The organism is Salegentibacter profundi (assembly GCF_054121475.1).
In genome coordinates this window covers 40,120-61,140 of the sequence record NZ_JBSYGG010000005.1, presented here as the reverse complement: position 1 = coordinate 61,140, position 21,021 = coordinate 40,120, and the positions used below count along the sequence as shown (strand labels likewise).

Sequence of the window (21,021 nt, the reverse complement as noted above, 5' to 3'; positions counted from 1 at the left end):
CAGGTACCGATTAAAAAAGCCACGGATTTAAAAAAACCGTGGCTTTTCACCTTTAACTAATTAATTTTTATTTATCGGAGTTTGGGGTATTTTTCCGGATTTACTTCGTGGAAAACGCCATATATCTTTTCGAAAATATCATCTGCAGAAGGTTTTGAAAAATAGTCTCCGTCAGTCCCGTAGGCTGGACGGTGTTCTTTTGCCGTTAAGGTATCGGGTTTGCTATCCAGGAACCTGTAGGCATTTTGCTCATTAAGCACTTTATCAAGGATAAATGCTGAAGCTCCGCCCGGAACATCTTCATCGATAACAAGAAGACGATTGGTCTTTTCGACGCTTTTAACAATTTCATGGTCCAGATCAAATGGGAGTAAGCTTTGTACATCGATCACTTCAGCGCTAATACCAAAATCTTCCAGTTCATAGGCAGTCTGCGCTACGATCCTTAAAGTGGAGCCATAGGAAACCAGGGTAATATCCTTTCCTTCCTTTATGGTTTCCACTTTCCCGATAGGCGTGCGAATTTCGCCTAAATTCTGCGGCATCTTTTCTTTTATTCTATACCCGTTCAGGCATTCTACTAAAAGCGCCGGAGTATCCTGTTCGAGCAGGGTATTATAAAAACCAGCAGCTTTTGTCATATTCCTTGGAACCAGGACATAAATTCCCCGGACCAGGTTTAAAATCCCTCCCATCTGGGAGCCACTATGCCAGATACCTTCTAGCCTGTGGCCACGGGTTCTGATAATAAGGGGTGCTTTTTGTTTTCCTTTAGTACGGTATTGCAAGGTTGAAAGATCGTCACTTATGATTTGCAGGGCATACATGATATAGTCCAAATATTGGATCTCTGCAATAGGTCGCAGCCCTCGCATGGCCATTCCGATACCCTGACCTAAAATCGTTGCTTCCCGAATGCCAACATCGGCAACCCGTAGTTTACCGTATTTTTTCTGCAGGCCTTCAAGCCCCTGGTTCACATCACCAATTTCCCCGGAATCTTCACCGAAAATCAAGGTTTCCGGTTTACTTCCGAAGATCTGGTCAAAATTATCGCGAAGGATAATCCGCCCGTCTACTTCAGAACTATCGGGCCCGTATTGAGGCTTCACTTCTTCAATAGGCGAAGAATTTTCGATATATAAGTGACTGCTATAGTCATCTTTTGCCTGCTTTTCATAGGTTTCAATCCAATCCAGAAGCTTCTGTCTTAAAGCGGGCGCTTCCCGAACCAGGTGGCGTAGGCTTTTTCTGGCTGTGGAAACCACATCCTTTTTAAGCGGATCTTTAATGGCTTTAAGGCCCTTGGCCAGGCTAACCAGTTCGTTGTTTTTTTCAGAAGATTTTGAAATATCTGCCAGAAGTTTAACCAGTTCTCTTTGCTTTTCTTTCATCGGGCTGGAATAGTTCAGCCAGGCTGTCCTTTTTCCTTCCCGAACCTCTTTTTTAACCTCTTTTTCCAGCTGCTCCAGATCTTGGTCGGTAGCGAAATCATTACTGATGATCCATTCTCTGAATTTCACATTACAGTCAAACTCACGTTCCCAGTTTAGCCTTTGTTCACTTTTATATCGTTCATGAGATCCGGAAGTGGAGTGACCCTGAGGTTGGGTTAGTTCCTTCACGTGAATCAGCACCGGGGAGTGTTCTTCCCTGGCAATAGTCGCCGCTTTCTCATAGGCTTCAACCAAATCCACATAATCCCAGCCATTGACAGTTATGATCTCGTAAGCCTTCTTTTCTTCATCGCGTTGAAAACCCTGAAGGATTTCTGAAATACTTTCCTTGGTCGTTTGATGGCGGGCATGGACTGAAATTCCGTATTCATCATCCCATACACTTAATACCATAGGGACTTGAAGGACCCCGGCCGCATTGAAGGTTTCCCAGAAATGTCCTTCACTGGTACTGGCATTCCCGATTGTTCCCCAAGCTACTTCATTCCCGTTATTTGAAAATTTTTCCGCATCTATTCCCTCCACATTGCGATAGATCTTTGAGGCCTGGGCAAGGCCTAAAAGCCGTGGCATCTGCCCGGCCGTAGGAGATATATCAGCGCTGGAATTCTTTTGCTGCACCAGATTTTTCCAGCTTCCGTCTTCGTTTAAACTATGGGTGGAAAAATGACCGCCCATTTGTCTTCCTGCAGACATGGGTTCATTTTTAATGTCATTATCGGCGTAAAGTCCTGCGAAGAACTGTTCTATGCTTAGTGCATTAATGGCCATCATAAAAGTTTGATCACGATAATAGCCAGACCTGAAATCACCATTTTTAAAGGCCTTAGCCATAGCGAGTTGCGGGACTTCCTTTCCATCTCCGAAGATTCCGAATTTAGCTTTCCCGGTGAGCACTTCCCGTCTTCCCAGTAAACTGCATTCGCGACTGGTGACCGCTATTCGGTAATCTTCCAGCACTTGTGCTTTGAAATCTTCAAATGAAATTGAATCTTTAGTCTGTGTTTCGCTTTGCATGAACGTTCATTTTATTGAATAACAAATGTAGCGAAAACTATAATTATATACAATTCATTAAAAACTCAATATTTTACGAAATAATCAATTTTTAAGACTCAAATTGCTATTTATGAAATATAATGAATGTGTTTAACTGTTTGAGTGCATTTCGCATAATTGGATCGCGTATCGCTATAAATATGCCAATGCTTTAAATATTTGTTAATACCAGCGTCGGGTAAATAGTTTGATCAGTGTATTTATATCCAGGGAAACAATGAAGCGTATTTTCTGATCATAATTTTCTTTGCCGAATTCCCAGCCTAAACTCGAATACACCGGGAAAAAGACTTCGAAATAATCTTCTACCAGGCTAACGCGTATGCCTGAATCGTAAAGAAATTTTGCACTTTCAAATTGATTCTTGACCAAACCGGCATCCGCATAGACAAAAATGAATTTCCATAAATTGGTACTGGCATTGGCCGTGGTAAGCCACTGGTTAGCATATTCGGGTTGCAACTGCGATTTGAAGCCACCTTCGGCTACAATGATTTGCTGGCTGAAGAGCCCGCTTCCCTGGCTTCTTCCATAATAATTATAATCGAATAAGTAATCTGTCGGACGATCAAGGGCAAAGCTGAAATAATCGGTTTTCTGACTATCGTTATAAATAAATGCTCCTGCAAAGAACCTTAGATTGATCTGCTGGTTGTTTTTAAATAGCTTACGGTATTCCAGGCTCATCGAGACCTTGCTGAATTTTTCAGCAAGTTGATAATCAAAGGATGCCCCGTGAAAATCCACCAAATGCGGTTTACTATATTGATAATTAATATTAAACACATTATAATCCGGTCTGTCAAGTGGGACAGCAGGGTTTTTATCCCTCCTTACGTTCACATTCCTGATAAGCAGGCGTTGCCTTTCATTATTCCTTAAGTATTTGTTTCGAAAGTAAAAGCCAAGAAAAGGAGTGTATTTCTCATAGAAAAGACCATAGTTGTAAGAGAAGCGCGAACCACTCAGGCCATAGCGAATACTATGCAATTCTTTATTTTCAAATTGCTTGTTATAAAGTAAGGAGGCTGAACCTACAATGGTCTTGCTGTTAAACCCGTATTTTGGAGAAATACTGAATTGAAAATTTTTATTCAGAAAGGTTTTGTTATACATCTTGGGACCGATGGAGATCCCGTCATAAAGGTTGTAATCAAATTCCGGCATGAAAAAAACCTGGGTATACCTGGGGTCTTCAATATCCTGCAGGAGTCGGAATTGAAGCGGTTTATCCAGGAGTGTAGTAACCCGCCGATAATTATCCCTTTGGTTGATCTCCGGGATTATTCCCTCATAATTTAAGGCAAGCCTTTCAATGTTCTCCCGTGGAATACTCACCGTCTTCTCTTTGGTGAAATCATCCACCCAGGTTTTATAGACTATCCTGCCATCCTTTAAACCATAGAGTGAAACCGGGAAGTTGTTTCTGCGTTTATTGCGTATTGTCACCGCTAAGGAATCCTTGGTTTTGACAAGATCACTAATCCTGAAATCAATTTTTTCATTTTCAGCGACATATTCCTCAAAAAACCAGGAAATATCTTTGTCAGCAGCCTCTTCCAGATAATTTTTAAAATCCTTTTCTGAAACCGGTTTCATACTTTTTTCCTGATAAAACCTTTGGAGGGATTGTTTAATGCTTTGACTATCCAGATAATCTTCCAGATATTTCATCCCCACCCCGGCCTTATACGGGTTGGCAATATTTATGTTAAACTTTATCAGGGAATCCTGTGAGGTTGCCAGGGGCTGATCCAAATTGAGCCTGGCCGTATTCATATAGAGAAACTGGTACTGATCATTGAATTCCAGGTCTGCCGCATGAAACCACCGAATGCCTATGATATCACTTAAATTGCCGATTAATTTCATCCTGGGATAATAAGTGTCGACATAATCCATCATCAGGGAAACCAGCATAGCATCCCTAACCCATTGTTCATCCCTGGGGTTGACTTGGATGGAATTCTTTAACAGGTTCTTGGTTATGGTCTTAAACTGTTTAATATCATACTGGAAACCATCTGGGAAAGGTCTTATAAAACTCGGAAGCTGGTTGAGCCCATAGATCGGGCTGTTTAAATAATCCTCCTGGGTAACGAAAATGGTACTATGAGGATAAGTCCCCAGACGCTGATAGATGAATTTTATTATTCTGTCCAGGATGACCCCTTTTACTACAGCCGGTAGCCCGTCGTCTTCAATATCAGTTAGAATTTCGTGGGACTGGGCGTATTCAGAATCAAAGAGGTAGCTTTTGGTAAGGTAGAGTTTGGACTCTGTTCTTTGTAATCCTACCAGCTCAACGGTTTTCAAACCCTTAGAAGTATGGGAACTGCTTTTGGCCAGTGCACTGGCAATATAAAGATTCTGCGGAATGCTCAGGGTAATGCTCAGATCCGCAGGACTTGTGAATTGATTATCCAGGTTGCGGTGACTGAAAATTTGCCAACCCTCCCTATATACCGCAAGGTTGATGTACCAGTAGCGTAATTTATAATTCCCTACATTGTCAACCCCATATCGGGTAAATTTATCAGAGGGGATTTTGAGTTTATAATCAAGATGTATTTCGAATTCTTCTCCCGGCGCTAAAGCCTCTGGGAGTTCAACTCTAATGATATCCGGATGTAATTCGGGCCTGCTCCAGGCGAGGGAATCCCCGGATTTTTGAGAGAGGGAATTAATGGAAGTGCCTCCTCTTTCGATTTCCTTAGAAAAATGAAAGCGCCTTGAAAATTCTTCCGCAAATCTCTGGGCCAGGGGAGTGGATTTACTGCTATAAGCATTGGCCCAGTCATTTAAATAAATTTCCCTTAAAGTATCCTTGCTTTGGTTAATGTAGGTAATCTCCTGCTCGATATTAAAAGTCCTCAGAGAGTCGTTTAACTGCGCGTTGATAGTGATGGCGTTTTGAGAAAAACCCAGACCTATTCCAGTAATGAGCAGCACATAAGAAAAAAAATACTTCAAGGGGAACAAGGCTATTTAGCGTGTAACAGAATTTTGCTAAATATAATCAAAGTTTATTATCCCAAGTCTGATTATGATCAGAAGTTAGGACTTAAGTTATACTCATCGTAGAACTGGTTCAGGATTTCTATGACTTCATCTTCGGTATCCACCACCTGGACCAGATCCATGTCTGGTTCACTGATATTTTGAAAGCTATCCAAAAGGGTTTTGCGTACCCAATCAACCAGCCCTCCCCAGAATTCAGTACCTACCAGAATTATTGGAAATTTATCGATTTTATGGGTCTGGATAAGAGTTATCGCTTCAAAAAGCTCATCGAGGGTTCCAAAACCGCCGGGCATAACCACAAAGCCCTGTGAGTATTTAACGAACATGACCTTTCTGACAAAGAAGTAATCAAAGTCAAGACTTTTGTCATTATCGATATAAGGATTATCGTGTTGCTCAAAGGGAAGATCGATATTAAGGCCAACGGAAGTACCACCTCCCAGGTGGGCTCCTTTGTTTCCGGCCTCCATAATTCCTGGGCCCCCACCGGTAATGACGCCATATCCGTTTTCCACGATTTTTTTTGAAATCTTCTCTGCAAGTTTGTAATATTTCTGGTCTGGCTTTGTTCGTGCAGAGCCAAAAATAGATACACAGGGACCAATTTGGCTGAGTTTTTCATAACCGTTAACAAATTCTCCCATTATTTTAAAAATAGCCCAGGAGTCGTTTGTTTTAATTTCGTTCCAGGCTTTATTCTTCAAGCTTGTTCTCATATCCGATTTTAGATTCTTTAATTTAATTCTTTTTTAAGGTAAGGAGCGGTATAACCTTTACCTGAGCTGGCCACCTCTTCCGGGCTTCCTTTAGCGATAAGCTTTCCTCCGTTTTTTCCTCCTTCCGGTCCGATATCTATAATATAATCAGCCATTTTAATTACATCCATATTGTGTTCAATAATTAAAACGGTATTTCCTTTATTGGTTAATTTATTCAATACCTCCATAAGCACCCTGATATCTTCAAAATGCAAGCCTGTTGTCGGCTCGTCTAAAATATAAAAAGTATTTCCGGTATCTCTTTTAGAAAGTTCAGTAGCTAGTTTTATCCGCTGGGCTTCTCCTCCGGAAAGCGTCGTACTTTGCTGTCCAAGGGTGATATACCCGAGGCCCACATCCTGGATGGTCTTTAGTTTGCGGTAAATTTTCGGAATAGCCTCGAAAAAATGGGTGGCATCATTGATGGTCATCTCCAGAACATCGGAGATCGATTTGCCCTTATAGCGAATCTCGAGGGTCTCGCGATTAAACCGTTTTCCCTGGCAGGTTTCACATTCCACGTACACATCCGGCAGGAAATTCATTTCTATGACTCGTAGACCACCTCCTTTACAGGTTTCACATCTTCCGCCTTTTACGTTGAAACTAAAACGTCCGGGCTTATATCCCCTGATAAGTGATTCAGGGGTTTTAGCAAAAAGACTTCGGATTTCAGAAAACACCCCGGTATATGTGGCAGGATTTGAACGCGGAGTTCTTCCTATGGGCGTTTGATTGATATCGATCACCTTGTCGATATTATCCAGTCCTTTTACTGAAGTATAAGGCATGGGAACTTTAACCCCATTGAAATAATGAGCATTCATAATGGGGTAGAGCGTTTCATTGATCAGGGTGGATTTACCGCTTCCGGATACTCCGGTTACAGCGACCATTTTTCCCAGGGGAATTTTCACTGATACCTTTTTGAGGTTATTGCCAGTGGCCCCTTTTAATTCCACGAACTTTCCATTGCCTTTTCTTCGTTTTGCGGGCACCTTGATTTCTTTAGTTCCATTAAGGTAATCGGCAGTAAGGGTGTGATGTTCTTTTAGCTCAGAGGGGGTCCCCTCACTAATTATTTCACCCCCGTGTTTTCCGGCTTCTGGTCCAATATCGATCACATGATCTGCCCGTTCAATCATATCCTTATCGTGTTCCACTACGATCACTGAATTCCCAAGGTCTCGTAAAGAAACCAGGGAATTGATGAGCTTGTCATTATCGCGCTGATGTAAGCCGATGCTGGGTTCATCTAAAATATAGAGGACCCCAACGAGCTGAGATCCTATTTGGGTGGCTAACCTGATCCGCTGGGCTTCTCCACCTGAAAGCGTTTTGGAACCCCTGTTAAGGGCCAGGTAGGTAAGTCCCACATCTACCAGAAACTGGATCCTGGTTCGTATTTCCTTAATGACCTCCGAGGCGATTTGATGCTGTTTACTGCTGAGGTGCTTCTCCAGTCCTTTGAACCATTTGGCCAGATCACTGATATCCATCTGGGCCAGTTCGGCGATATTTTTATCGTGAATTCTGAAATAAAGAGACTCTTTCTTTAAACGGGTTCCCTGGCACTTAGGACATTCTATCTTATCCATATATTCCTTGGCCCAACGCCGAAGTGAGGTGGAATCATTATTGTAATAGGTATTTTCAATAAATGTAGCTACCCCCTCAAAATCTATCTTGAAATCGCGGGTGATGCCCAGGGTTTTGGATTCTTTGGAGAATTTTTCCTTACCCCCAAAAAGGATGAGCTCCATAGCCGCTTTGGGAATTTTACCAATAGGCTCTGAAAGCTTAAAATCATACTTTTCTGCAATTAATTCCAGTTGTGAAAATATCCAGTTCTTCTTTTGGGGACCGTGGGGAGCAAGACCACCGTTCTGAATACTTTTTTTAGGATCCGGAATGATCTTATCGATATTAACCTTGAATAAGGTACCTATTCCATTACAGGATTCACAGGCGCCTTTGGGTGAATTAAATGAAAAGGTGTTGGGTTCAGGATTAGGGTAGGAAATTCCTGTTGTTGGACACATCAGGGTTCGGCTAAAGAATCGAAGTGCTCCGGTTTCCTGCTCCATGATCATCAGCACATCGTCTCCGTGATACATAGCCGTTTTTATGCTCTCATCCAGGCGCTTATCCGACTCGGTCTTATCATCTATCTTCAGGCGATCGACCACTATTTCTATATCGTGAGTGACATAGCGATCCAGCTTCATCCCTTTAACAATATCCCTTACCTCCCCGTCAGTTCGAACTTTTATGAAGCCCTGCTTGGCGATCTGTTCAAAAAGCTCGCGGTAATGCCCCTTTCTTGATCTGATAACCGGGGCCAGAACAGTGACTTTTTTCCCCTTAAATTCCTCCAGGATCAGGTCTTTAATCTGGTTATCGGTATAGCTTACCATCTTCTCCCCGGTATTGTAACTATAGGCTTCTCCTGCCCGGGCATATAATAGTCGCAGGAAGTCATAAATTTCGGTTATGGTACCTACCGTACTTCGTGGATTCTTACTGGTTGTTTTTTGTTCAATAGCTATAACCGGGGACAGGCCTTCAATTTTATCTACATCGGGACGCTCCAAACCACCAAGAAATTGCCTGGCATAAGCCGAAAATGTTTCGATATATCGGCGCTGTCCTTCTGCATAAATGGTGTCAAAGGCCAGGGAGGATTTTCCAGAGCCAGAAAGACCGGTAATGACCACAAGTTTTTCCCGGGGAATTCTTACATCAATATTCTTTAGATTGTGGACCCGGGCTCCTAAAACTTCTATATATTCTTCGAATTTCGCCATATTTTTTAACAAGGGGGCAAAGGTACTTAAAGTGTTGCTAACTAAAAAGAAAGCTTATTCTGCAGGCTGTTAATTTAGCGGTAATATTTTTCTTCTTTTTCACCAACTTTTAGCATTTAGTAGAAAATGCTAATTCTAAACAGCTTGTTAAACAAAACTTTATGCTTACCAAAAATTTCAAGTTTATCTGTAAAAATATGTTTTAGAACAAGATTATATGCCGCTGATTGTCAGTATAATATTACAGTAAAAAATTCTAAAGAATGGGTAATTTCACCTATATTTGAGATAGTATTTCTTACCCCAAATCTTTAATTATTCCCCCCGAAAGCTGGACTCAGGTCTTTCCTGAAGTCATACACTACTGCCCCAAACAGAGAGTAATGCTTATTAACCAGTGCCTAGGCACCCTAAAATATTGTGGAATGATTACAGATAAAAAACAACTGCTGTTGATTACCAGCAGAAGTGAGCTCGAGAAGGGTATTGAGGAAGGACTAAGCTTACATTTTGAGGTGAAAACGGCTCCTTCCCTGCATACAGGATTCAATACGGCCCTTAATTTATTACCGGATATCATTTTAATTGATTATGCCTCATACAGATCCGGAAGGAACTTTAAAAATATCTCAAATTTTAAATCCACTCATTTTTTAAACAAAGCCTGGCTTATTGTTTATGCGGAAGAAAACCTAAAAATGGAAGTTGAAAGTCGCTTTAGAAGAGTAGTGGACGAGTTTATTTATTCTTCCTCTATACAGTCTCTTTGCGGAAAAATTATAAAACTTGTTTTTGCCAATAATTCCCTTTCTAATTTCTGGAAAGATTCCTTTATGGGGCTTTTTAACCTTATGGCTAAACCTGTAGTACTGCTTCAGCAGGATGATATCATTGCGATGAATGATTCCTTCAAACAGCATTTTAGAATAGCTAAAACCCAGGGGCTAAAACTTACCGATCTGGTGCAATGTGAGAATAAGGCAAAAGTAAAAAACGCCCTGAGAAATTTTGGCAGAGGAAAGCATATGAAAGCATCGACAAAAACCGCGCTTCTTCTCAGATCCAATAAGGTTCGCGATGCAAAAATAAGCTTCTCCAAACTCAATAAGAACTCCGGGAATCATTTTATAATGATAATAGATTTCAATGGCGATGAGGTCGTGGTAAATCCTAAACTCGGGACAAATTCAGAATTGGTGGAGAATTGTTTTAAGGAGAACAGTAATATTCCGGAATTTAGCTTTACCAAAAGAGAGAAAGAGATCATCCAGTTATTGATCAAGGGCTATAAGACAAAGGATATATCTTCTGCTTTATTTATTTCTCCAAAAACCATAGAGAAACATCGATCCAATATCATAAAAAGAACAAATTCCGAAACGATCCTTGAAAGTATTATTTATGCCATTAATCATAATTTAATTGATTATCAACCGGCCTAATAAATACGCCGGAATTAATTTTACGGGATTTCCCCCATGGTGCTCCGCCATGTATTAATCTACTTTTATAAGACAAATGAAGATAAGATAGTCACCCCACTTTCCATCTTATCTGCGTGTTTACTTCCCCAATAAGTTTTACCGAATTTCTGAGAGCATACCCGGAAGGGGACCTCTATATATAGTATTAACCATTCTAAAATAATTATTAACTAAAAAATCTTTAATGATGAAAAACTTTAGGTATTACTTTTCAGCAATTGCAGTCATTGCAATGCTATTTAGCTCCTGTAGTAAGGAGGACAACCCATCGATTACCGAAAACCAGGAAAAAGCGACGCTTTCTTTTGCTTCTGCACTGAATGATTTGATGGATAATGCCACTAAACAAACCGTGGGTGATTTAATCCCTACTTGTACTGGAGATGTACCGGCTTATGTACATGTGGTGCTGACCGGAGAGGAAAATGTGGGGTCTATGGGCGATCCACTGATGATTCCGGTAAATGACACTCCTATCGAAGAAGATGGAGAAATGGTTTATTTCACTGAGGAATCTGCCGATTTAGAGCTTATTCCCGGAGACTACCAGCTTACTTATTTTGCAGTGTATAGTGAGGACGATGTCCTGATTTGGCTTGCACCGACCTCAGATGGCGATGGCGAGCTTGAGGATTTCGTAGATACTCCTTTGCCAATTGATATTTCTCTTGGTGCCGGGGTTAAGAAATACGTTGACGTCGAAGTCTTGTGCTTTGATGATCGTCTGGTCAATGAATATGGTTATTTATTCTTTGATATTATTGGAAAAGAAGCCTTTGAATACTGCTTCTTCGTGAACTATTGTGACGAGGACGGCAGGCATCATCCAGGCTACTATGAAGTTACGATTACTTTGGATGACGGCACTGTTCTTTATGAAGGAGAGACCAATACCGTATCTACTGAAGGAGAAGATCCCTCTGCCGTGCCATTATGCCTGGCCTTACCAAATATCGCCTCTTACGGAGATGATTATGAGTATATCCATTATGAGGTAACCTTACTTCCTTGGGATGGCGTCTATGGAACCGTAGGAGATTTTACGGAAAGTGGCTCACTTAGCCGAAATGAGATTGAAGCCAATTTTGATGGAGCTGATAGAGTAGACTTCGAGCATATTCGTTTTAACTGCGGCGATACACCTCCGCCACCAAATGATGATGACGATGATGATGTGCCAAATGACGATGATAACTGTCCGAATGTTTACAATCCAGGTCAGGAAAATTATGATAATGATAGCTACGGAGATGCTTGTGACAACTGTCCGTTTGTAGATAATCAGGAGCAGGATGATACGGATAATGACGGTGTGGGCGATGCCTGTGATAATTGTCCAGATGAAGACGATACCCTTGATGATAATGAAAACGGCATCCCGGATTGTCTTGAAGATGACAATGGAAACGGAGACGACTGCGAAACAGATCTTGGTCAATGTGAAACCGCCTTTATGGTAGGGGATTACACCTTCCAGGATCTTGAAATAGGTAACAACCGATGGGGTTGGGCACTTAATTTTAACGATGAAGATGGTGTCTATGAATATAATATCTATGCCGCTGCCGGTAAAAATGATCTCGAAAAAGGAGTTCTTGTTGGGGTTGTTACCCTTGAGGTCGAGGGAGGTGAAGTTGATGTCGAAATCGATCTTTGCGATGGTGCTGATGCCACAGAAGGCCATTTATATTTCGATGATGATACCTGGCCAGAAAAAACGGCTCCGGGACAATTCGGAAATGATCTTCCCGCATTTGACGACAGCTTTAGCTGGGATACTGAATATTCCGGTGACGGAGAGTTCTGGTTGGCTGTCCATCTAGATGTGTGTCCTGGTGATGACGACTAGCAGAAATTTTTAAGTAAAAATTAATATCCGGTTCTCCATAATTTCGGAGAGCCGGAGATTAATCAGCTGCATAATTCACTACGATTATTGAAAGTTCAAAGGCCAACCGGCCATCTAATAACTTTATTAACCATTCGATTATTTATTAACCTTAATGTATTTATTATGAAAAACTTTAAACTATTCCTTGGAGGCTTCGCTATTTTTGCGATGCTCTTCACCTCCTGTAGCAAGGAGGAAACCCCGGTGATCGACAACGGAAGTGAGAAGGCAGTTCTTTCTTTTGGAACACTGCTTAATGATCTTGTGACCACTAGCAGGCAACAGGCCGATCTCGGTATTCCAACCTGCGTTGACGACACACCGGCCTATGTAGAAGTAATTCTCACCGGAGACCAGAATATCGGTACCGAAGAAGATCCTTTGGTCATCGATGTGAATCCCACTCCCATTCAGGAAGATGGACAGGATGTATGGTTCACTCAGGAATCCGGAGATCTTGAATTAACACCAGGATCTTATACCCTGACCTATTTCGCTGTTTTCAATGAAGGAGGGGATATGATTTGGCTTGCACCTACCACCGACGGTGATCTGGCTGACTTTGTAGATAATGCCTTACCCCTTGATATTAATCTTGGAGCAGGAGTTAAAAAATATGTTGATGTAGAAGTACTCTGTTTTGATGACCGCATGGTCAATGAATACGGATACCTTTTCTTTGATATTATCGGGAAACAAGCCATCGAGTTCTGTATTTTCGGAAACTTCTGTCCTCCTAGTGGAAGACACTATCCTGCTGCCTTTAGCGTAGATGTATGGGTTTGGGAAGATGGAGAAAAAGGAACTCAGCTTTATGATGATCTAGGCAATAGCGTGGAATTAAACGGCGATGGAGACTGGGCAGGCACACCATTGTGTATGGCCTTACCAGACACCAGCGGAGATGATGAGTACTATTACGAAATCACACTGTTGAGTTCTGACGCCTATGGAAATGTAGAAGAGGAAATCATTAGAGTAGGTAGTATTTCTGACCAGGAAGTAAAAAGCTTCTTTGATGGAGAGGATAACCTCGATTACTGGCATTTCCGTGAAGGTTGTGAAACCGGAGATGAACCTCCAATTTTCCAGGATCCCCGAGAAGATGCCAAACATTATAAAGCCTGTTTATATCCTGAAAATGGATCTGAGGTATTTGGGTTTGCATATTTTAAGCTTGATGACGATATGTTGAGAGCAACGGTGATGGCAACTAACCTCGAAAGAGGTATGGACCGTCCCCATCCTCAGCATATCCATGCCGGAGATGATTGTGAGGATTCTGGAGGACCAGTCTTTGCCTTGAGAAAGCAAAACGGAGAATGGCCTCTGGCGCACTCTATGTGGGGATCACTTAATTATAACCGGGAGTTTAACCTTAGCGCTGATGAATTAACAGCCTTAGGACAACTGGAGAACAGAACTATCAATATCCACGGGATGACTGTAGACGGGGAGTATGTTCCCGGAATTCCTGTTGCCTGTGGTGCAATTGATTTACATGAATTTGACTAAGATAGAAAAGGGAAAGGCGGCGTGCGCCTTTCCCTTTTAATTTAATGATTACCAAACACTTTAATAACCATTCTTAAATTATTTAATTATGAAAAATTTTAATAAGTATATGGGGGCCATTGCAATTATAGCGATGTTATTTACCTCATGTAGTAAAGAAGAAACCGATGTTTTACAGGATGAAGCCAAAGCTACTTTATCCTTTGGTACTGTCCTAAATGATCTTGTAAACAGTAACAGACAGCAGGTAGATTTAGGTATACCTGGTTGTGTCGATGATGAACCTGCTTATGTAGAAGTGGTGCTAACCGGAGATGAGAACGTTGGAACCATGGAGGAACCCTTAGTGGTTAATGTAAATCCCACCCCGATACAGGAAGATGGAGAAGATGTATGGTTCACTGAGGAATCTGCGGATCTTGAACTGACTCCCGGGGATTATGTGCTAACTTATTTCGCGGTGTTCAATGAAGGTGGGGACCGTATCTGGCTTGCCCCAACAACCGGAGGCGACCTGGACGATTTTGTAGACAGCCCACTTCCACTTGACATTAGTCTTGGAGCAGGAGTAAAGAAATATGTAGATGTCGAGGTGCTTTGTTTTGATGACCGAATGGTGAATCAATATGGTTACCTGTTCTTTGATATTATAGGAAAAGAAGCTTTTGAATTCTGCTTCTTTGCTAACTATTGCGATGATGATGGTCGCCACTTTCCTGCCCGTTTCTCAGTCGATATCTGGTTGGAAGATGGTACTGAATTATACACGGGTATGATCAATGAGGTAGACCTTACAGGAGAAGACCCATCAGCAAAACCTATCTGTTTTGCCTTGCCAAATATTGCTTCCTATGGAGATGATGAAGATTACATTTACTATAGTCTCACCCTGGAGGATTTCGATGGGGTATATGAGGCTCCGGAGATGGATCCTATCGAAGGCTCATTAAGCCGAAATGATATTTGGGCGAATCTTAATGATGATGGTGAAACCGTGGAATATCACCATGCCAGATTCAATTGTGGCGATGATGATAACGGTGGTGGCAACGGAACTGAGGGAGACCGCGATGGAGACGGAGTACCTAATGCTGAGGATAATTGTCCTGATCTATACAATCCCGATCAGGAGCCTGATGCTGATTGTGATGGGATTATAGACGCACAAGAAGCAGAAGGATGTGTAAATGATCCTGATCCAACCTGTGGGGCAGTGGTTATCGTTCCTTGTTTACCAGATCCTGACACAACAAGTAGTTGTGAGACTACCACCTTCAGTGAAGAAAATGTGAGTGATGAATTTCCTTACCAATTACTTGTTGATGGTACTGCAGTAGGAAATGTAGGAGTAAGTGTTGATGCTAACGGCGATGTGATTATTGAAATCACCATGAATGTAGCCAATGATGCTTACTTAGTTGATGGGACCGAAGTCATTATTGGAGACTATATAGAATGTTTTGATTTCGATAATGAAGGCACTGCAACCATGACTATCGAGGGTGATTACACCCTAGGATTTGATTTGGATATGCGGGTAAATGTTTGCCCAGTAATTTAATTTCATACTAACCAGTTATTGATTAACCGGGGGGTGACTAATATACTGGTTAGTTTTTATTATCATCCTTTGTGGTGATAGTAGAAGAGGCTGTTCGGATATTCCGAACAGCTTTTTTTGTTAAAATTTTCAAAAAGTTTTATTAAAATAAAGAGTTTATTATGTTAGTAGGGTCAAATTCAGAGAATTACAAAGTTTATTGATTGATTTCCAGTTGTAACAACTTCATTTTCAGTGAGTTTTATAAAAGAAATGAATAATCGGATCAGATGCTATCCTTGCCCCTGGATAAGTGAATGTCTTGATCCGATTTATTTTTTGTAGGAAACTGACTATTAAATGGTTAGACTGTGTTTTTCTGAAAATTTTTGGAATAACCTTTGTAAAACCTGGGTAAGTAAATTTTAACTAAAATCATTAAAATCAAAATTTAGGTAAAAACCCTACTTATGAGAAAAAGCAAATTTATGTTACTATCGGTTCTAGCGATTCTGGCCTGTAGTAAAGATCCCATCAACGAAACGGAAGAAGCAGAAACGCAAACAGGGACCCAGGAAGTCGGTGAATCACTTACAGAGATAGCCTATCCCGACAAAACCGGCCCAGTATCCGATGTGTATTATACCGGCCAAAAGATCCCGGTTGAGAAACACGGTAAAGATTATGTATACCAGGGGGATATCATGATTCCCGCGCATTTAACCAGTGCTGAGCCTCAGAAACTGGTTTATGAAAAAGGTGAGAAAGTAGACTTTAAAAGCGTAGGCCGTACCAACGGATTATGGCCAGATAATAAGGTCTATTATGCCATAGACGGTAGTTTACCCAGTAAGGATAGAGTGTATGATGCCCTGAAACACTGGGAAGCCAATACCAACATTGAGTTTATCGAAAGATCAGGACAGTCAAATTATATTTACTTCACTCCTGGCTCTGGATGTTCTTCTTATGTGGGTATGATCGGAGGTAAACAGAATATCACACTTTCTAGTAGCTGTTCCACCGGTAACACTATTCATGAGATAGGACATGCTGTAGGTCTTTGGCACGAGCAAAGTCGGGCCGATAGAAATAACTATATTACCGTTCATTATGATAATGTAAAAAGTGGAACCGAGCATAATTTCCATACCTATGATGAGGGTGGTTTTGATGGAGATGAATACACTTCCAGCCTGGATTTAGGCTCCATCATGATGTATGGTTCATATTCCTTTTCTAAAAATGGTGAGCCTACTATTACCAAGACCAATGGGAGTACCTATAATGTACAACGAACTCAACTTTCCAGTGGAGATAAGCAGGGAATTGCTGCAATGTATCCTGGAGGTGAAACTTCACCAACTTACCAAAACGGAGAATATTATACCATCAATGGTGTGACCGTTTTGCGTATGTATGATAATTGGTACCTCAAAACCCAGTTTGGTTGGAGACAATTAAATTTAATTGATGGCGTTTGGTACTGGGCATAAGCTCAGAATCCAAATTATAAGCAAAAAGGTCCGGAAAATTCCGGGCCTTTTTATTTATTAACATTTTTTGGAATTAGGATTGGGGAATCCCGTTCTACACAAAATTGTGTTAATATTCCCCAAAAAATCTCATAAAAATTTAGGTGGAAAAATCGGTGATAAAAAAAGTGAAAAATACAGGAAAATCCTTAGTCCTTTAATTTTTTAATTTCCTTTGAAGTGAAATCCATAAGATCTGGAAAAAACTCCAGGAACTCATTTTCAAAGTCCTCGTAAGATATTTTTAGCTCCCTTATAGAAAGATCTAACTTGGAAATAAATTTGGTTCTTCGACTCATCTGAGCCAATATTCTTTCTATACCTTCAACTGTGGCATACCGTAGAAACCAATTATCATTAACCATATAGGGATAGAAATTCTGGACCCGAATGGGGAGAAATTCCCAGTTTTTCTTAAGCAAATCATAAAAATTATTGGTATAGGACTCCAGGGGCTCCTCAGAAAATCTTTCCCAGTTGGCAGCCAGGAAATGGTCGTAAAAAACATCCACGATCACCCCGCTGTAATGACGAAAGCCGGGGAAAAGTCGCTTTCTGCTTTTACCAAAAACCGGGTGCAGGTCGGTGAAGGTGTCTATGGCCCTGTGCAATATTATTCCCTGCTGAATTCTACCGGGATAATTTAAAAAGTCCTTTCCTTTCACAGAATCTGCTATGAAGTTGCCGATTTTCAACTCATTATCCCCTCCGGACAGATATATGTGGGCCAGGTAGTTCATTGATGAAAGTTAATGAATTCTGGATTTCTCCTGTTTAATTTGTGTTAAGTTTTGTCCTATAGTTCCGGCGACTTGTATATTTGTTAAAATTTCGTTTTACAAAAATCAATATACATTTATGAGTTTAATAAAATCTATTTCCGGAATTCGGGGTACCATTGGCGGGAAAACCGGTGAAAATCTAACCCCTTTGGATGCCGTGAAATTTGCTGCTGCTTATGGTACCTGGCTGAAGAATTCCTTACCAGGAGAGCAATTGAGAGTAGTGGTAGGAAGAGATGCTCGAATTTCAGGAAAAATGATTCAGGAATTAACGATGAATACCTTAACTGGTCTTGGGATTGATGTCATAGACCTCGGGCTTTCGACAACCCCTACTGTGGAGATCGCTGTGCCCTTGGAAAAAGCTCATGGAGGTATTATTCTAACGGCCAGCCACAATCCTAAAGAGTGGAATGCCTTAAAGTTGCTAAATTCCCGGGGAGAATTTCTCGATGGGCAGGAGGGTAAAAAGATTCTCGACATTGCAGAGCGGGAAGATTTTAACTTCAACCAGGTCGATGATCTGGGAGAAATTACCATTAAGGAGGATTATATGAATATTCATATCGATGAGGTTCTAGGTTTAAAACTCGTGGAAATCGATAAGATCAAAAAGGCAGGTTTTAAGGTTGTTGTCGACGGAGTGAATTCCACTGGAGGAATTGTCATCCCAGATTTGTTAAAAAAGCTTGGGGTAGAGGTCGTGGAATTATACTGTGAACCAAATGGTCATTTTCCGCATAATCCAGAACCTCTCAAAGAGCATCTTAAGGATATCTCTGAGCTGGTAGTTAAAGAAAAAGCCGATATGGGAATCGTTGTTGATCCGGATGTGGACAGACTGGCGATCATTGACGAAAACGGTCAGATGTTTGGTGAAGAATATACCCTTGTGGCCTGTGCCGATTATGTGCTTTCCAAAACCCCGGGAGATACCGTGAGCAATCTTTCTTCTTCCCGTGCCCTTAGCGATGTTACCAGGAAATACAATGGCAATTACAGCGCTAGTGCGGTAGGAGAAGTCAATGTGGTCAAACTAATGAAGGATAGTGATGCCATTATTGGTGGCGAAGGAAATGGGGGTATTATCTATCCGGAATCTCATTATGGCAGGGATAGCCTGGTAGGGGTTGCCCTTTTCTTAAGTCTTTTGGCTGAAAGGAACCAAAAGGTCTCCGAATTAAAAAAAGAGTACCCGGCATATTTTATGAGTAAGAACAAAATTCAGTTAACTCCTGATCTAGATGTCGATGGGATCCTCAAGGCAGTACAGCAAAGGCATAAGGAAGAGAAGGTTTCTACGGTTGACGGGGTAAAAATTGATTTCCCGGAAAACTGGGTGCACCTAAGGAAATCCAATACCGAACCGATTATCAGGATATATACCGAAGCAAAATCTCAGCAGGAAGCTGATGATCTTGCCCAAAAGATGATCGCAGAGATCAAATCCATCATCGCTTAATCTATAACGACAGAATCATTACTTATGGGCCTGTTGCGGTGTTTCCACCGTTTATGGGTCCATAAATAATACTGGGGATTTCCTTTAATCTGGCGCTCCAGCAATCTGATATAATTTTTGGTAATGGCAAATTCCGTTTCTTCCCGTGGATGATCGGAAATATTGATCAAAGTGGCCTTGTAATGGCCTCGTTTGACTTTTTCCACATTTAAATACACCACAGCCATATCCAGTTTCCTGGCCAGAATCTCGGAGCCAATAAAGACCGGTACCTTTATCCCCATAAAATCTATCCAATGGGTTTTTTTAAACCGTTTGGGAGACTGGTCGGCAATCATGGCATAAATACCACGCTGACCGGCTTTTTCCAGGGCGGTGATTTGTGATGTAGCCTCCACGGTAGGGATCAATACCCCATCAAATTTACCGCGGATATCCCTGGCCAGTTTATCAAAATAAGGGTTTTTAACCTTCTTGTAAATTCCGAAAGCTTTATAGTCTATACCGTGTAGTTGAAGGGCGATTAACCATTCATAACTCGCATAATGCCCACACATAGCTACGATGCTCTTATCAAGTCTTTTTAGTCTTTCAAATTCCTCGGGATTGGCAAAAACAAATCGTTTTTTTAATTCCTTCTCAGAAATGGAAATACTCTTAATCATCTCAAGGAAGATATCACACATGTGGCGATAGAAATGTTTCTCAATGGATTTTTTTTCTTCCTTGGATTTTTCGGGGAAAACCAGGTCGAGATTCTCCTTTACCGTTTTCCGTCGGTAACCAATAAGGTAGTAAACTATGACAAACACCATATCTGAAACCAGGTAAAACAACCGGAAAGGAAGGATGGAGATAAACCAGAGAAGGGGGTAGGTCAACCAGAAAACCAGGCGATGCATAAGACAACTTTCAGCAAATATATGGTATATTTGACATTAAATTAAACTCAACTATGGGGGAATTAAACCTTATTACCATTATCATTATTGCCGCGAATGTTCTTATCTCTTTTAAAGGCTTTAATGATGATTCATTTTTTCAAAAATTTAAATTCAATATCGCGGACCTAAAAAGGGGTGCCAAGTATCAGGTTTTCACTTCTGGTTTTCTACATGTGGATACCACCCATTTATTGGTCAATATGCTCACGCTTTATTTTTTTGCCAATGTGGTGATTTATGGGATTGGTGCTCTGGGATTTTTAATGGTGTACCTGGTGAGTTTGATTATCGGGAATTTGCTTTCCTATTTCTTTCATAAAAACGAACCGCATTATAGTGCAGTGGGAGCCAGTGGCGCCGTTATGGGAGTACTATACTCGGCAATACTTCTGCAACCCGACATGATGCTTGGTTTGTTTTTTATCATCCCCGTTCCGGCTTATATCTTTGGCATTGGGTATCTTTTATACACGATTTACGGAATGAAAAGGAGGCTGGGAAACATTGGTCACGACGCCCATTTTGGCGGGGCAGTAGGCGGTTATATTTTAACCCTTATTCTGGCGCCCTGGGTTATAGAGAATCATTTGCTAATGGTTATTCTACTGGCCATACCAATTGCAGTATTATTTGTGTTGCAAAGACTGGGAAAGCTTTAATTTGGTACCTTTCTTGTTCTTTAAAGTGAAAACCTATTCTTATTTCCTTGTCAAATGAGCAAAGAGGGAATAAATTTTTAGCTCCCGAGGTCTGTTGCCAATTA

Annotated in this window: 13 protein-coding genes; 7 read left to right on the top strand and 6 right to left on the bottom strand. The window is 41.1% G+C overall.

Annotated elements, in window-relative coordinates; genetic code table 11:
- Window positions 1–71: 71 nt before the first annotated feature.
- From ACW6NC_RS08855 to uvrA, 4 genes are all read right to left on the bottom strand, one after another.
- On the bottom strand, window positions 72–2,474 hold the full coding sequence (locus ACW6NC_RS08855) for an alpha-ketoacid dehydrogenase subunit alpha/beta (RefSeq protein ID WP_457865321.1): 2,403 nt from the start codon (window positions 2,472–2,474) through the stop codon (window positions 72–74).
- Between the two features lie 204 nt (window positions 2,475–2,678).
- Window positions 2,679–5,489 (bottom strand): metalloprotease, encoded by a 2,811-nt coding sequence (locus ACW6NC_RS08850; protein ID WP_457865319.1) that lies wholly within the window; start codon window positions 5,487–5,489, stop codon window positions 2,679–2,681.
- A gap of 77 nt (window positions 5,490–5,566) precedes the next feature.
- Window positions 5,567–6,256 (bottom strand): LOG family protein, encoded by a 690-nt coding sequence (locus ACW6NC_RS08845; protein ID WP_457865318.1) that lies wholly within the window; start codon window positions 6,254–6,256, stop codon window positions 5,567–5,569.
- A 17-nt stretch (window positions 6,257–6,273) separates the two neighbouring features.
- On the bottom strand, window positions 6,274–9,105 hold the full coding sequence (gene uvrA / locus ACW6NC_RS08840; RefSeq protein WP_457865316.1) for an excinuclease ABC subunit UvrA: 2,832 nt from the start codon (window positions 9,103–9,105) through the stop codon (window positions 6,274–6,276).
- Between the two features lie 425 nt (window positions 9,106–9,530).
- Here uvrA and ACW6NC_RS08835 point away from each other — a divergent pair, with 425 nt between their 5' ends.
- The 5 genes from ACW6NC_RS08835 to ACW6NC_RS08815 all read left to right on the top strand — a co-directional run bounded on the left by ACW6NC_RS08835 (window position 9,531) and on the right by ACW6NC_RS08815 (window position 17,031).
- On the top strand, window positions 9,531–10,547 hold the full coding sequence (locus ACW6NC_RS08835; RefSeq protein WP_457865314.1) for a response regulator transcription factor: 1,017 nt from the start codon (window positions 9,531–9,533) through the stop codon (window positions 10,545–10,547).
- Between the two features lie 226 nt (window positions 10,548–10,773).
- On the top strand, window positions 10,774–12,438 hold the full coding sequence (locus tag ACW6NC_RS08830; protein ID WP_457865312.1) for a hypothetical protein: 1,665 nt from the start codon (window positions 10,774–10,776) through the stop codon (window positions 12,436–12,438).
- Window positions 12,439–12,603: 165 nt separating this feature from the next.
- Window positions 12,604–13,995: a hypothetical protein gene (locus ACW6NC_RS08825; protein WP_457865310.1), complete on the top strand. Its 1,392-nt coding sequence runs from the start codon at window positions 12,604–12,606 to the stop codon at window positions 13,993–13,995.
- 88 nt (window positions 13,996–14,083) lie between these two features.
- Entirely contained in the window at window positions 14,084–15,556 is a 1,473-nt protein-coding gene (locus ACW6NC_RS08820; protein ID WP_457865309.1) for a hypothetical protein, read from the top strand.
- 449 nt (window positions 15,557–16,005) lie between these two features.
- Window positions 16,006–17,031, top strand: coding sequence for a M12 family metallopeptidase (locus ACW6NC_RS08815; protein ID WP_457865307.1), 1,026 nt, complete (start codon window positions 16,006–16,008; stop codon window positions 17,029–17,031).
- A gap of 188 nt (window positions 17,032–17,219) precedes the next feature.
- Here the strand turns inward: ACW6NC_RS08815 and ACW6NC_RS08810 are convergent, their stop codons facing one another.
- A complete protein-coding gene (locus ACW6NC_RS08810) occupies window positions 17,220–17,810 on the bottom strand; it encodes an acyl carrier protein phosphodiesterase (protein WP_457865306.1) in 591 nt (196 codons plus the stop codon).
- A 118-nt stretch (window positions 17,811–17,928) separates the two neighbouring features.
- Between ACW6NC_RS08810 and glmM the strand changes: the two genes are divergently transcribed.
- Window positions 17,929–19,314 (top strand): phosphoglucosamine mutase, encoded by a 1,386-nt coding sequence (gene glmM / locus ACW6NC_RS08805; protein WP_457865304.1) that lies wholly within the window; start codon window positions 17,929–17,931, stop codon window positions 19,312–19,314.
- Here the strand turns inward: glmM and ACW6NC_RS08800 are convergent.
- On the bottom strand, window positions 19,311–20,216 hold the full coding sequence (locus tag ACW6NC_RS08800) for a lysophospholipid acyltransferase family protein (RefSeq protein WP_457865303.1): 906 nt from the start codon (window positions 20,214–20,216) through the stop codon (window positions 19,311–19,313). The two genes, glmM and ACW6NC_RS08800, sit on opposite strands and share 4 nt — an antisense overlap.
- 53 nt (window positions 20,217–20,269) lie before the next feature.
- Here ACW6NC_RS08800 and ACW6NC_RS08795 point away from each other — a divergent pair, with 53 nt between their 5' ends.
- Window positions 20,270–20,917: a rhomboid family intramembrane serine protease gene (locus ACW6NC_RS08795; RefSeq protein ID WP_457865302.1), complete on the top strand. Its 648-nt coding sequence runs from the start codon at window positions 20,270–20,272 to the stop codon at window positions 20,915–20,917.
- Window positions 20,918–21,021 lie beyond the last annotated feature (104 nt).